Below are 13,728 nucleotides of genomic sequence, written 5' to 3' on the forward strand. Positions count from 1 at the left end.
AGAGATTTCTAGCGTTCCATGTTTAGAATTTCAGGGGTGAGGGCATGAAGGGCTTGGGTCATGAGGTGAAGGGTGTTTGCCCAGTCCTCAATGCGTGCAATGGAAACCGCGCTGTGGGCATGGCGGATCGGCACCGAAACCGATACGCTGGGGATACCCGTGCGTTGGCGGTGAATGGCGCCGGCATCGGTGCCCCCGCCGCCGGGCTGGCGGATCTGATAGGGCAGATGGTGTTCGTCAGCCACCCGGAGCAGAAAACGCACCAGGCGCGGATCGGAGAGGGTAGTGCCGTCGGCAACGTAGATGGCCGGCCCCCGACCCAACCGGGTGTTGTAGGCAGTATTCTCACTGCCGTCCCACGTAGGCAGGTCATGGGCAGGAGTGGCGTCCAGAACAAAAGCCAGGTCGGGGTTCAGGGCATAAGCGGCCACCCGTGCACCGCGCAAGCCGATTTCTTCTTGGACGGTGAAGGCGGCTTGAAATTCGAGATGCGGGGGCGCCTGGCGCAGTAGTTCAATCAACGTGGCCACTCCCAGGCGATCATCCAGGGCTTTGCCCATCAGGCTTGGGCCCACGCTCTTGAAAGGAGTGGCAAACACCGCGCGATCCCCCGGCTTTGCCTTTTTGCTCCCTTCTGGCCCCAGATCAATGCGCAGACTTTCGGTGGCAATGGCCGATTTACGCTCATCGGGGGTTGTCAGATGGATGGGGCGGGCGCCAATTACCCCCGGCAGGTGGTCTTTGCCCACCCAGACCGGTTTGCCGGGTAACTGGCGCGGGTCAATGCCCCCGACAATCTCAAATTTATAGAGGCCCCCTTCTTCTTCATCCACAATCATCAGGCCTACTTCGTCCATGTGAGCGGCCAGCATGACCCGTAGAGAGGGCTGGCTTTGGGCGTGCTTGATCGCCAGGACGTTGCCCAGGGCGTCCACCCGGACCTCATCGGCCAGCGGTTGTACCGCCTCAAGGACGATTTTACGCACTTCACTTTCATCCCCTGAGACCGCACAGGCATTGGAAAGGCGTTCAAGCAGGTCGAGCGGTAAGTTTTGGGTCTCCATAGGTCAATCTTCCCAACGAATTTTTTCAAGGAAATCGGCTTCTAGGCTGGTGATAAACTCAGCCAGCAGGTGGCCAGCGCGCTGTATGTCTTTGAGTGAGATGACTTCAACCGGGGTGTGCATGTAGCGCAGCGGCAGGCTTACTACCATGGTGGGAATGCCCTCGGCCACAACCTGCATGGCAAAAGCATCTGTGCCTGAGTGACGCGGCATGACTTCGACGGCATGGGGAATATCCAGGCGTTCGGCCAGGTTCTTGAATACCTTAAAGAGGGCAGGGTGAATATTAGGGCCCCATCCCAGGACCGGACCTTTGCCCAGTCCGAAGGCGCGGTAGTCACTGTTGACCCCTGGTCCACGGGCGAAGGTCACATCCACAGCGATGGCTAGATCGGGGCGTACGCTGAAAGGCGAGGTGAACCCTCCCCCCAGGGTTTCCTCTTCCTGCGCCGTGGCGACCGCCCAAACATCCCAGACATGCTGACGCCGTTGCAGTTCTTCCAGGCAAACGGTGAGCGCAGCGACCGAGGCGCGGTTATCCAGGCTGTGGCCGGCCAGCGTCTCGCCGGTAAGTTCAAGCGGGGGCTGGGCAAACGAGACCAGATCGCCCACACGCACCAGGGCGTTGACCTCTTCTGCCGGTAAACCGGTGTCTACAAAGAGGTACTCCATATCAATCGCGCTTTTCTCTCCCAGGTGAGGCGGGAGCAGACGAGGCGCGGGCTGCAGGATCACGCCGGGCAGGTCACGCCGCCCGTGTACGATGACTGGCTGACCTGGCAGGATGCGCGCATCCACACCGCCCACTTCGGTGATGCGGATGAAGCCATCTACAATCTGGCTAACCATCATGCCAATGGCATCCATGTGGGTGGCGATCAACAAACGGGGGCGGGGTTCAGGGCCCTGGCCTCGCCGCAGGGCATGCAGGCTTCCCAGTGGGCTGACGGTGATCTCATCCACCCATGGGCGCCAGGCCTCGGCAATGGCTTCGCGCACGGGGGCTTCATAGCCCGAAAGACCGGGCAGCGATATTAATTGCTTGAGAAAATCTTTGATGTTATCCATAGTCCTCATGTGTGTGGTGGAAATAATTTTTTTCAGGAGGAAGGAGTCTCAGCCGGAGGTGAGGTGGGGCTGGGGGATGGCGTGGAGGTCACCTCCGGAGTTGGTGTGAGCGTTGTGGTGGCCGTAGGTGTGGGGGTCTCTGTGCGCGGTGGCGGTGTGAAGGGGGTAAAGGTGACGGTTGGGGTCCAGGTCTGCGTGGGGGTTTCGGTGAAGGTTGGGGTGAAGGTCAGGCTGGGCAGAGTAACCGTGGGGGAAGGCGTGCCGGCTAAAGTCGGGGTGAGGGCCTCGGGGCTGGGGGTAGCCGATGGGGTTGGGGTGGCCTGAGAGATGCGATTGCCAATCTGGAGGATGATGAAGCCAAGGCAGTAACAGGGCAGGGTTGCCAGGATGATGAGCAACAAGATAGAACGAATGCGTTTACGCCGTTCAAGGGATGAAGCCATCAAGGTTGCCTCCAGCGCTTTTCATCATAACACGGGGCTTGACTGGTGACAAGATGGCCTCCGGCAGAATTCCAACCCCGCAAGTTCATTGGGCTGTGTTATACTTTTTGCAGTAGCCATAGTTTTTCAGAAAGGGAAGACCGAGCGATTATGTTTCGGTGGAGGAACTTGAAGGGATGAAGACTTTATTGCTGATGCGTCACGCCAAATCCAGTTTCAAAGATGGCAGCATGCCCGATTTTGAGCGTCCTTTGAGCAAACGGGGGGAAAAAGATGCCCCACGCATGGGAAAGTTGCTGCGTGAGAAAGACCTGGTGCCCGACTTGATCATTTCCTCGTCGGCGCTACGGGCAAAGGCAACGGCTGAACTGGTGGCTGAAAAAAGCGGCTACAAGGGGGATATTCTCTTCGTTGAGGACTTGTACCTGGGTGAACCGGTGGCATATCTGGAAGCCCTGCGCAATCTTGACGATGAGGTGGAAACCGTTTTGGTGATCGGGCATAATCCTGGCCTGGAAACCCTGCTTCAGATCTTGACCGACAAAGTCGAATCGCTCTCGACGGCGGCGATTGCCCATCTTGAGGTGCCGCTACGTACCTGGAAGGCTTTGGATACAGTGATCATTGCTACCCTCAAGCATCTCTGGCGGCCCCGCGACCTGTAGACTGCAATTCTCACCGCCGGGTGATGTGAATCTTGTGAATTGGGTGTGAGGGGGCAGGGTAATACCGCAGAACCTGCCGGGTTGGGTCGGTTTCATGGGTTCCGTCGGAAACCCGCACATCAAAGCCATGGGGGTAGTGAAAGTTGGGGATGAAAATCTCTGTGGGAGCCTCCAGGCCTGGTATATGTCGAAACACATAATCAAACTGCCCTGTGCGGTAATCGAATTTCAGGCTTAACGGCTCACCGGTGGTCTTCATGGGGTAGGGGCGGAGGATCGCCTCTAGCGCACGCCCGCCGGAATACACATCCTCCGGGCGGGTCTGTTGGTCGCGGCTGAATATGGAAAGATCTTCATCATTCCATAGGTCGCCGTGAGCGTTGGTGTTATCGGGGGTGTAGTTCCATAGTGTGTATCCGAGCAAATTGTCTTCCATGGCGCGCAGTGTACGATCCATGGCCTGCGCGTGTGCCCTGAAATTCCCATCCCGATAGGCGCGTTTATTGTCCAGATCAAACGGAATGCCGCATTCACCGATGATGACGGGCACATTGCCCAGGCGTTCGCGTGCATGGTGCTTAAACTCAGCCAGTTGGTCGGCAAAGTTGCGCCGGATGAAGGGCCAGAGGACCACCTTGCCCCGCCCACGCGCATCGTAGGCCAGCCAGGGGAGAAAGCGTTTGGTGTAGAGCACGAAACCATCGTACCAGTGGGGGGCATAGATGATGCTGGCTGGCCTGTCGTGGATCCAGTGGGGTGGGGGTTGGTTAACCTCGGGCTCAATGAAGATAAGCACCTGGGGATGGACGGCGCGGATAGTCTGGATGAACGTTTCGTAAAATGGGCGCAGGCAATCCTGCCCAAAATCCACCGGCCGTCCGTTTATTTGCGTAAAGTAATTGGGACGCAGCAGGCGAGGTTTGCCACTGGCATCCACATCCCAGACCCCGTGCTGGCGCCAGACGCACTCTTGGCCTTCGCGCCAGGCTCGTAATCCCTGCGGATCCACGCGCTCGCGCCGCACGACACGGCTGCCCAGGATGCCGGTATCGAACACATCCACATCCTGGGGATAGCCTGCTCCCAACAGCATGGCCTGGAAGGGTGTGGGGGTAATTCCCTGGTGGAGCAGACCATTATGCCGATTGAGGTCAGGCCAGCCGATGTAACCGGGCAGAGGTTCGTTCATGATGTCGTAGCCGATGACGTTGGGCAGGGGCGCCAGGTGTTCGGCCAGGCGTCGGGCGGCGGCCAGGTAATGTCGTTGCAGGTAGTCTTGAATGTTCTCGCCTTCGACCAGGCGCTGGGGGGCGAAAAAGCGCCCTCCGAAGAACAGTGTGAACATCGTGGCAGTGGCCAGTTTGGTGGCGTTGGTGGGCCAAATCATGCGCGGGAACGGATCGCCATGGGTGGCGTGCACAATGGCGGCACCCGTGGCGGCGAAGTGGCGCATCTCCAGCCCGGCCACTTCCAGCGTCCAGCCCGGTGCCCCATCTCCACCGCTGAAGCGGCTCCACACATCCTGATGAAAATCTACCACCACCTGAATATCATGAGCCAGCGCTTTTTCCAGCACGGCGGCAACGTAATCCAGATAGGCCTCATCGTAGAGGCCAGGCCCGGCGTGTTCGATAGCTTCCCAGGTGACTAGGAAGCGCACAAAGGTCAGGCCCCACGCGCGCAATCGAGCCCAATGCTCATCGGCTTCTTCCAGTGGAAAGGGACGTCCGATGAAAGAAACGTCTCGATGCCCGAAGAAGCCCTCACTGCGGTAAGTGGCACCGTCGGGGACACGGGGCACCTTGCTGCTACCGCTTAAATTGACTCCCCGCAACATTAACACACGTCCACTTTCATCCTTAAACCACGGGCCATCGATCAGGATCATTCTCTCTTCCTCCCTGCTGGTGCTTTGGGCGGGATTATACCCTGGCGGTAAATGAGATCCGCGCTACGGTTCGGGGCGGGGGGCACGTTTACCCACTGTTGCCCCATAGATCACGAATGCCGTGCGCCCGTCCAGGTTCAAAGCCGGGTTGAGAGCCGTATCGTCGAAAGCCCCAATGGCACAGACCCCGCACCCCAAACCTTCGGCAGCCAGGTAGAGGTTCTGGCACACATGCCCCGCATCCAGGAAGAGATAGCGCAGCCCTCGTGCGCCGTAACGCCAGGTCATGCGCTCTGTGACGGCTACCCAGAAAAATGTGACTGCCGAATGGAGGATGTGCTCCTGTTCGTAACAGGCTGCATAAAGACGTGGTGCGATGTTGGCTTCCGTCTCATAAGGTAACAGGGCATGACGGAGAGCCAGGTAGCGATAAACACCTTTCCCCAGTCCGGAAACCCGATTGACCAGCAGGAGGGTTTCAAACGCATGGCGCGCGCCAGCCGAAGGTACAGTACGCAGTGTGGCGGGGCGCTTGGTTACCTGGCGCACCCCCTGAGTGGCCCAGAGTAAGAGCGCCAGTTCTTCCAGCGTGAGGGGTTGGTCGGCGTAATGGCGCAGAGTACGCCGCTGGGCCATGATCTGCCAGAGATCAGCTGGCGGTGGTTTTAGCGTTTCTACTCCGGGGAGAGGGATCAGGGTGGCTTGCGGATCATATGGCCATTCCAGGGGTGGTTGGGGGTGCCCCTGCTGCTGGGCGGTCTCACCCACGGATTGCGTGAGTTGCAGGGCGGTGAACACTTCGTTTGGAATCATTGGGGACTCCTTTCGATGAGGAATTTGACCATGCGTAAGTAGTAGGGACGGGCTTCGCGAGCCGGTTGGGGGATGAAGCCGTTCTTTTCATAGAGACGAATGGCGGTGAAATTATCGGAGGCCACTAAAAGGGCCAGTTTGAAAAGCCTGCCAGCCACGGCCAGGCGCTCGGCAAATGCCAGTAAAGCGCTGGCGATTCCCTGGCGGCGAAAATTCGGGTGGGTGGCGAGGTGCGCTATGTAGAACTCATCCCGTCGGGCTTCGAGCGAGAGGGTGAAGCCCGGGCGGGATAGCAAGCGTGCTCCCACCCGCATTAACTGCAGGCGCTCGTTGAGGGAGTACGCCCGCAGTATGCAAGGGACCAGTCCCAGGCTGAGGCGCAGCAAGTGGCCTCCCGGGAAGGCCATCAGTAATCCGGCTGGTGTTCCTTCAACTTCGGCGATGTGGCCGATTTGATAACTCATGCGGTGGCCGGGCGAGATGAAGAAGATTTCCAGCACGCGCATAAGGCGTTCCTGCGAACCCAGCCCAAAGAATTCACAGCCCAGGTCTCCCAGTGTGCTGGCCAGCAAAGGGACCCCCAGAGGCGCGTCTTCCGGTCGGGCAGGACGGATGAGAGGGATCATGGTGTGGAAACTTCGCGGTTAGGGCGCAGACGACGGTAGAGCCAGCGAATCAGCGCCTGGCTCTCCGGGGTACGCAGCAGCCATAGTCCCAAGCCGTAGAGCCCGAGGCCCAGCCCAAGGGAGAGAAGAAGAAGCCCAGCCTGGCCCACGTGGCTTTGGGCGACATGGAGCAGGACGCTGACACCGATTCCCATGGCCAAAGTGGCCAGAGCACCTCGCCCCAGGGCATCCCACAGCGGGCGCAGGGGCAGTCCGGACAGGCGACGGCGCATGAAGTAGAGCAGCCCCAACATCTCTAAGAACGTAGCCAGGGAATTGGCCAGGGCTAAGCCGCCATGAGGCATCCATCCAATTTGGTGGAATAAGCGCGCAAAAAGCGGACTAAGCCCGATATTCAGGCTCATGGCAATGACGCCGATGGTGACCGGGGTGCGAGTATCATGGAGCGCGTAGAATGCCCGGCTGAGCACTTCCACCATGCAATGACCGACCAGCCCAGCTGCGTACCAGAGGAGGGCCCATGTCACCATGGCGGTGGAGCGCGCGTCGAAGGCCCCGCCCTGGTAGAGCAGCACCACTAGGGGCTGACGCAGCAGGATCAATCCCAGGGTGGCCGGGAGGGCCAACAAAAGTACTGCCCGCAGGGTGGAAGTCAGAGAGGCGCGCATTTCGCTGTATTCACCACGGGCGACCTGCGCCGAGAGGATCGGGAGGGAAGCAATTCCGGCAGATTGGGCAATGGCCATTTGGGGGACAAGCATCAGACTGAACGCCAGGGCGATGGCGGAAACACTGCCTTCGGGAAGGCTGAGAGCGATAATGGTATTGACCACAAAGTTGAGTTGCACCACGGCTACGCCGAAGATGCGCGGCCCCATCAGGCGCAGAACCTCGCGCACGGCAGGCAGGTGGCGCCCTAGTGTCAGGACAAAACGTCCTCGCAAATGTCTAAGGGTGGGGAGTTGTACTCCCAGGTGCAGACACGCCCCCAGCACGGCACCCCATGCCAGGCGATCAATGCCCCATTGGCGGGGAAAAACCAGGACTCCCAGGATCATTCCAATGGAGTACATGGCCGGTGCAATGGCCGGCACCCAAAAGCGCTGGTGGGCATTGAGGATGCCCATCACCAGGCCGCTGATGCCAAAGATGGGTACGGTGAGCAGCAGAATTCGCAGGAGGTGGGTGGTCAGGGCTTCATGACCGGGATCCTGACCAGGTGCCAGCAGGAACAGCCCGTGCCGGACCACCTGGGGTGCAAACAATCCCACCCCAATGCTGACCAGGCTGAGGATGAGTACAAGCCAGTTTAAGATGGCTGAGGCCAGTCGCCAGGCCTGATCGCGCTGTTCCTGGGTGAGTAGAGCCGTGAAGGTGGGGATGAAAGCCGAGCCAAGCGCACCTCCCGCCATCAGGTTAAAGAGCATCTCGGCAATTCGGTTAGCGGCGTTGAACGAATCCAGCGCGGCACTGGTGCCAAAGGTGCGGTAGATCAGAATACCCCGTACCAGCCCGGTTAGATTACTGATCAGGAAAGCCAGCATGACGGTGGTTGCCGCGCGGGCAATGCGCCGGTTAGCCTGAGCGACACTGGCAACGGCCTGGTTTCGCATCGCCAATGATGATAACATAAACTGTGGTCCTTGCTATCTGCTGAGCGAGAGGCGTTCTATGATATAACTAATTTTAGATGACTTTATGGAGGCAGCATGTTTCCCATTAAAGATACCATCCGCTCGCGCTCTTTTCCCATTGTTAACTGGACTCTTATCCTCCTGAATGCGGTTGTGTTTCTCTTCATCGAACTGAGCCTTTCTCCGCGTGGATTGGAGCGATTCATCTACACGTTTGGCTTGGTACCGGCGCGCTTTTCCCTGGTCAACCCTTTGACCTGGTACCCGTTGCTTACCCACATGTTTTTACATGGGGGATGGCTGCATTTCCTGAGTAACATGTGGACGCTCTACATCTTCGGAGATAACGTGGAAGATCGCCTGGGATCGGGACGCTATCTGGTTTACTACCTGCTGGGCGGCGTGGTGGCTGGTTTGATACAAATGTTCCTGGGTGGGGCACCGGATGTGCCTTCTATCGGTGCCAGTGGTGCTATCGCGGCCGTGCTAGGGGCTTACTTCTTGTTCTTTCCCAATGCCCAGGTGATTACTTTTGTACCGGTTTTCTGGATGCCCTGGTTTGTCAATATTCCGGCGGTGGTGTTTTTGGGGTTCTGGTTCATCTCGCAGTTGTTCTCGGGGGTGCTGGCACTGGCATTGCCCGCCGGCGCAACTGCGGGTGGAATTGCCTGGTGGGCGCACATTGGAGGATTTGTGTATGGGCTGGTGATGGCGCGTCCGTTCAGTTATCGTCGCCGTTCCCGCCCATGGTACTTGGATGAGTATTACCCCTGGTAAAGAATCCCATTATTTTCAAGGAGGCCTTTATGGATCTGCTTAACCTGTTCTGGCTCTTTCTGATGATTTCCTCGATCGCACCGTTGTTTCGCCAAAAGATCATCGAAACCAGTCGCCTGCAGTTAATGCGTAAACTAGAGGAAAAGCGCGGCTCACGCGTGATTGCCCTGATTCACCGCCAGGAAAGCATGTCGTTTTTGGGCTTTCCCATTGCGCGCTACATTGATATTCAGGATTCAGAGCAGATCCTGCGCGCGATAAAGATGACCGATGATAATGTACCGATTGACCTGATTCTGCATACACCGGGCGGGCTGGTGCTGGCGGCTGAACAAATTGCCAATGCGCTGGCCAAGCACCCGGCTAAGGTAACCGTTTTTGTCCCCCACTACGCCATGTCGGGCGGAACGTTGCTGGCGCTGGCAGCCGATGAGATCGTGATGGACGAAAACGCCGTTCTAGGGCCGGTAGATCCGCAATTGGGGAATTACCCCGCGGCTTCCATTCTTAAAGTCCTGGAAACCAAGGATCGCAACCAGATTGATGATGAAACCCTGATCCTGGCGGATATTTCGCAAAAGGCCATTCAGCAGGTGAAGGCCACCGTCAAGCGCATTGCCTGCTGCCACTATCCGGCAGAGGTGGCGGAGCGTCTGGCGGAGGAACTGGCAACCGGGCGCTGGACGCATGATTACCCGATCACGGTAGAAGAGGCGCGCGAACTGGGGCTAAAGGTGAGCACGGACATGCCGGCTGAGATTTATCAACTAATGAATCTCTATCCTCAAGCCGCCCAGCGTCGCCCTTCGGTGGAATATATTCCCATGCCCTATCCGACACGGCCGGGGGTACCGGGGCGTGCCCCACAGGGCAATCAGCACGGCTAGAAGATATTGATTTGGCTTTTGGAAGGAGGTCAGGATGAGCGAGGAGCAAGTTGCGGGAGTAGTGGACCTGAACCGGGCTCCGCCGGAGGTACTGGAACAATTGCCGGGGATTGGCCCGGCGCTGGCCAAGCGCATTGTGCAAGCGCGGCCATTTACGACGCCGGAGGACCTGGTGCGGGTCAGCGGCATCGGGTCGGTTTTGCTGGAGCGCCTGCGCCCCTATTTCACCGTCTCGCCCCCTGAAGCGGTGGGGGAAGGAGGTGAGGAGGAAGAGCCCCCTGCACCTCTGACGATGCCATCTGAGCGTGAAGTGGCCGTGAGTGAAGCGTCTGTGTCACCCTCCGAAGAGATTGCGGCGGATTTGGTGGGGCCTGGTGTTCAGGCCGAGGCGGCCGCTGGCCTCACTGAGCCTGAAAGCCCGCTGGAATCCGCGGAGATTGCCTCACCCGCTGTGCCGTCAGATGCGGGCGGGGGCGATGAAGGCATCCCTGCAGGCGCTGCCTCTCAGGAGACCAAACCAGAGGCGGCTTCACTTGCAAAACCCGAGGCTGAAAAACTGGTGACCCGCCGAGATCTGATTGCCTGGGTGGTGGGAGGCAATCTGATCACGCTGTTCCTGGCGCTGCTGCTGGCTTTGCTCTTTTTAGGCCTGGTCAACGGGACACTGCGTTTTGCCTCAATGGCGCAGTTTCGTCAGTTTCGGGCCGAGGTGGCAGTTTTGAGCGAGCGCGTGGACCGCCTGGAGGGTGATTTGGAGACGGTGCGCACGCGTGTAGAAGCGCTGGAAGGATTGAACGGCCGGGTTAGCGGGTTAGAGCGTGAAACGGCAGCCTTGAAGAGCACCCTTGACCAGGCACAGGCAGATATCCAGGCCATTCAGACGCTGGTTAAGGGGTTTGACCAGCGCCTGGCAGCGGTAGAGGCTACCAGCGCTCGTTTTGGGCGCTTTCTGGAGGGCTTGCGGCAATTGCTGAGCGAGACCCAGGCCCCAACGGAGGGAGGACCATGAGCGCAACGACCTCCCCTTCTCCGAATGGCGCCGGACGGGCTATTCGCGCGTTCTTGAAAGCCGTTTTGCGCTTGTTGCTGGTCATCTTGCTGGGGCTCATCCTGGGTGCCGGACTCTATGCAGGTGGAGTGCTGCTCTATCAGCGCGCCATTCTTCCAGCCGAGGAAAATACTGCCCGTTTGAACGCCTTGGAGACGGAACAGGCGGGCCGCTTTGCCCTGATCAGAGATCAACTGGCCACCCATGAGGCCAGGTTGCAGACCCAGCACGCAGTCGCTTATCAGATGGTCATGACAGCCACTCTCCAACTGGCCACCCAGTCCGCGCGTCTGGATGCCCTGGAAAAGCAGGCGGATTACACCGGGGAGTTGATCGGCGAACTGGAAGAGGATGTGGGTTGGCTACATACCCAGGTGGCGGCTCTAAACACGCCTCTGGCGACGTGGGAAGGGCGTCTGAGCACCCTGGAAGCCCAGGTTGCGCAAAGCCGTTCGCTGGTCTACGAGGTGCAGGCAATGCGCGCGGCTTTTCACGTACTGCGTGCTCGCCAATACCTGACCGCTGGTAATTACGGCCTGGCCCGGAGTGAGATCGTCCAGGCACGTGAATGGCTGGTCCGTTTGTGGGAGCAGGTGCCGGCGGAGCAACAAACCACCGTCCAGACCTGGCTCGAGCGATTGCAATTGGCCGAGGCCAACCTGCCCGACCTACCGGTGCTGGCAGCCGAGGACCTGGATATTGCCTGGCAGCTCCTCCTGGTGGGTTTACCGCCGCTGTATGCCACCCCCACACCCCTACACACATTTGCAGTCACCCCCGAGGCGATGCAGCCTTTGGGGACCGTCACTGCTGTGCCCACGACGATGACTCCAACGCCTTCAACGACACCAACACCCACCTCTGGCGCTGGGGCAACCCCGAGTCCCACCCCTTCACCTTCTCTTACACCTTCCCCGCGAGCACCTTGAGCACAAACCCATCCCCGGAGGTTCTCCGATGAACACAAATTCAGAGTCATTTGAAGAAGTTCCCACCACCCCAACTGAAGGGGTGCCCGGAGCCACCGCAGGCGGTGAAATTCCTGAGCCGGTGGCAGAAAAGCCGCAGCGCCGCTGGTGGCAAAAGGCGCTAACCTGGTTGTTAATCGTCTTGCTGGCTTTTGGGGCCGGTTTTGGTGTGGCTTTCTTTGCCCTGTATTTTCCCCTCCAACGCGAGGCGGCCAGCATGCGCAGTGAACTCAACACTCTGCGCCAGGATTACGAAAAGGCCAGTGCTGAGTTAGAGACCCTGCGCGCAGATTACCAGCGGGCGGAAGAAGCCTTGACGAGCGGGCAATTGGATATGGTGCTAAGCCGTTTGATCAGCAACGTCAGTTACGCCCGCCTGGCTCTGATTACCAAAGACAACCTGACCGCCCAGCAGGAATTGAGCGCTGCGGAGGCGCGTTTGAAGGACCTGGAACCGCTCCTGAACGATCCTCAAACGTTTCAGGCATTGCAGGAGCGCTTCAAAGTCATTCGCAACTCTCTTACCAGCAACCCGAATAAGGCATTGGAAGAACTCCGGTTGTTGAGCGAAAACCTGGCGCGCATTCGAATGCGCTAAAGCCTTGCCGCTCCATAGGACTCAATTGACCTAATCGGATGACCCTGGCTTGGCCAGGGTCATCCGCGTTTTCAGAAGGATTGTCAGGATTAAGGGGTTAATAGCGCAGGAAAGCGCCGATCATCCCTGCTTTTTCCAGTTCGGAGTTGCGGTGCACCACTTCTACATCTCCCCCGCCACGCATGACCCGGCTAACGGCGAAATCCACTGCATCCGCAATTTCATGCATTTCACCCCCACAGGCAGGGCAGGTGGTTTGCTGACGCGAGGTCAGATAGCCACATTGGCCACACCGGTAGGCAGACTGCCCAAAACCCTCTAAGATGACCAAGGTGCTCACACGGTCCTCGTTAACCGCCTGGAGGGTGTTTTCCAAACCGATCACCGCACCGCTGTTTTTAGCGGCTGCCGTGATAAGGTCTTTGATTAACTGGTTTTCACGCTTGGTTTCGAACTCCTGCCCAACTTGCATGGCTTTCGCCAGCACCTCTGCGTGGCTGGCTGTCATGTTCATGGGAAACGTCCCAACGATCAGGCTCTGCCAGGCCTTAGGGAGCAGGGAGCGAAAGAGCGCTACGTTATCCTCGGTTCCTCCAATGAGGATGCGGCGGACGCGATTTTGCTCAAAGAATGAGACAGCAAAATCCACCGCTTCCTTCATGTTGCGTTCTATCACCTCATCAACGTGCTTGGTGCGTCCGGCAACGCCCCCACGTGCACCGGGCAGGCTGGAAGCGCCGCCATGCTTGGTACGTTTGACCATTTCACCAACGATGCCCTCTTGCTCGCGCAATTCGCCCAGATGAAAGTGGAAGAGGCGGGCGCCTTGCTTATCCACCAGCACCACCCCGTAGCCACCGTAGGAATCCAGCAGGTCGGCCAGCACACGCACACTGGGACGGTCGCCAACGTGCACCAGGTCCCGCACGGGGACGGCCAGCGAGTAGGCGCGGAAGAATCCCTGCGGTTGACACGAAAAAACCACCACACCACGGCCGCTCCAGTCGTATTCCTGCATGATGTAGCGCTCTACGGCTTCCTCATCTTGCGGGAGGTTCACTTTCTTAAGCATGTTGCGCAGGCGCAACCGGTACGAGTCTTTATTTCCCAGGGTGGGATCGGTGCTGAGATAGACGCTCAACACGGGATGGGGTGAGGTGAATTTAATTAACTCCCGCACATCCTGATCGGTTAACATGGCATCCTCCTCATTAATGGGATTGGCACAACCGACAGAGCCAGTCAAAAG

The 13,728-nt window shown here is 58.6% G+C and carries 14 protein-coding genes; 6 read left to right on the plus strand and 8 right to left on the minus strand.

The genetic code is table 11. The annotated features are described in order from the left end of the window. Positions 1–8 precede the first annotated feature (8 nt). Genes SE15_RS09710 through SE15_RS14365 form a run of 3 tightly spaced genes read right to left on the minus strand, consistent with a single transcriptional unit; the run spans position 9 to position 2,575 of the window. Positions 9–1,064 carry a M42 family metallopeptidase gene (locus SE15_RS09710; protein WP_054521924.1) on the minus strand — a complete coding sequence of 352 codons (1,056 nt, stop codon included), beginning with the start codon at positions 1,062–1,064 and terminating at the stop codon, positions 9–11. 3 nt (positions 1,065–1,067) lie between these two features. Continuing rightward, positions 1,068–2,132, minus strand: a complete 1,065-nt coding sequence (locus SE15_RS09715) for a zinc-binding metallopeptidase family protein (RefSeq protein WP_054521925.1) — start codon at positions 2,130–2,132, stop codon at positions 1,068–1,070. A 32-nt stretch (positions 2,133–2,164) separates the two neighbouring features. Continuing rightward, on the minus strand, positions 2,165–2,575 hold the full coding sequence (locus tag SE15_RS14365) for a hypothetical protein (RefSeq protein WP_054521926.1): 411 nt from the start codon (positions 2,573–2,575) through the stop codon (positions 2,165–2,167). Positions 2,576–2,751: 176 nt separating this feature from the next. On the opposite strand from SE15_RS14365, the gene SE15_RS09725 reads away from it, so the two are divergent. Beyond that, positions 2,752–3,240, plus strand: a complete 489-nt coding sequence (locus SE15_RS09725; RefSeq protein WP_054521927.1) for a SixA phosphatase family protein — start codon at positions 2,752–2,754, stop codon at positions 3,238–3,240. A 10-nt stretch (positions 3,241–3,250) separates the two neighbouring features. Here SE15_RS09725 and SE15_RS09730 read toward each other — a convergent pair whose 3' ends face one another. From SE15_RS09730 to murJ, 4 genes are all read right to left on the minus strand, one after another. Then, positions 3,251–5,128, minus strand: coding sequence for a cellulase family glycosylhydrolase (locus tag SE15_RS09730; protein ID WP_054521928.1), 1,878 nt, complete (start codon positions 5,126–5,128; stop codon positions 3,251–3,253). A gap of 63 nt (positions 5,129–5,191) precedes the next feature. After that, complete coding sequence (locus SE15_RS09735; protein ID WP_054521929.1) at positions 5,192–5,941, minus strand: SagB/ThcOx family dehydrogenase; 750 nt, start codon at positions 5,939–5,941, stop codon at positions 5,192–5,194. Continuing rightward, a complete protein-coding gene (locus SE15_RS09740) occupies positions 5,938–6,567 on the minus strand; it encodes a GNAT family N-acetyltransferase (RefSeq protein WP_054521930.1) in 630 nt (209 codons plus the stop codon). The genes SE15_RS09735 and SE15_RS09740 overlap by 4 nt, the downstream gene beginning before the upstream one ends. Beyond that, positions 6,564–8,198 carry a murein biosynthesis integral membrane protein MurJ gene (gene murJ, locus SE15_RS09745; RefSeq protein ID WP_054521931.1) on the minus strand — a complete coding sequence of 545 codons (1,635 nt, stop codon included), beginning with the start codon at positions 8,196–8,198 and terminating at the stop codon, positions 6,564–6,566. The genes SE15_RS09740 and murJ overlap by 4 nt, the downstream gene beginning before the upstream one ends. Positions 8,199–8,276: 78 nt before the next feature. On the opposite strand from murJ, the gene SE15_RS09750 reads away from it, so the two are divergent. The 5 genes from SE15_RS09750 to SE15_RS14985 are packed head-to-tail and all read left to right on the plus strand — an operon-like array spanning position 8,277 to position 12,479. Further along, positions 8,277–8,978: a rhomboid family intramembrane serine protease gene (locus tag SE15_RS09750; RefSeq protein WP_054521932.1), complete on the plus strand. Its 702-nt coding sequence runs from the start codon at positions 8,277–8,279 to the stop codon at positions 8,976–8,978. A gap of 29 nt (positions 8,979–9,007) precedes the next feature. Further along, a complete protein-coding gene (locus SE15_RS09755) occupies positions 9,008–9,865 on the plus strand; it encodes an SDH family Clp fold serine proteinase (RefSeq protein ID WP_054521933.1) in 858 nt (285 codons plus the stop codon). Between the two features lie 34 nt (positions 9,866–9,899). Then, positions 9,900–10,874, plus strand: a complete 975-nt coding sequence (locus SE15_RS14205) for a ComEA family DNA-binding protein (protein WP_083461863.1) — start codon at positions 9,900–9,902, stop codon at positions 10,872–10,874. Further along, on the plus strand, positions 10,871–11,842 hold the full coding sequence (locus SE15_RS09765; RefSeq protein ID WP_054521934.1) for a hypothetical protein: 972 nt from the start codon (positions 10,871–10,873) through the stop codon (positions 11,840–11,842). Before SE15_RS14205 ends, SE15_RS09765 begins: the two co-directional genes overlap by 4 nt. A gap of 28 nt (positions 11,843–11,870) precedes the next feature. Next, the gene (locus tag SE15_RS14985; protein ID WP_054521935.1) at positions 11,871–12,479 is read left to right on the plus strand and encodes a hypothetical protein; all 609 of its coding nucleotides are present in this window, start codon (positions 11,871–11,873) and stop codon (positions 12,477–12,479) included. 97 nt (positions 12,480–12,576) lie between these two features. Here the strand turns inward: SE15_RS14985 and SE15_RS09775 are convergent, their stop codons facing one another. Further along, positions 12,577–13,677 carry a baeRF10 domain-containing protein gene (locus SE15_RS09775; protein ID WP_054521936.1) on the minus strand — a complete coding sequence of 367 codons (1,101 nt, stop codon included), beginning with the start codon at positions 13,675–13,677 and terminating at the stop codon, positions 12,577–12,579. Between the last annotated feature and the right edge of the window lie 51 nt (positions 13,678–13,728).

Origin of the sequence: Thermanaerothrix daxensis (assembly GCF_001306145.1) — a bacterium.
Classification (GTDB): Bacteria; Chloroflexota; Anaerolineae; order Anaerolineales; family Anaerolineaceae; genus Thermanaerothrix; species Thermanaerothrix daxensis.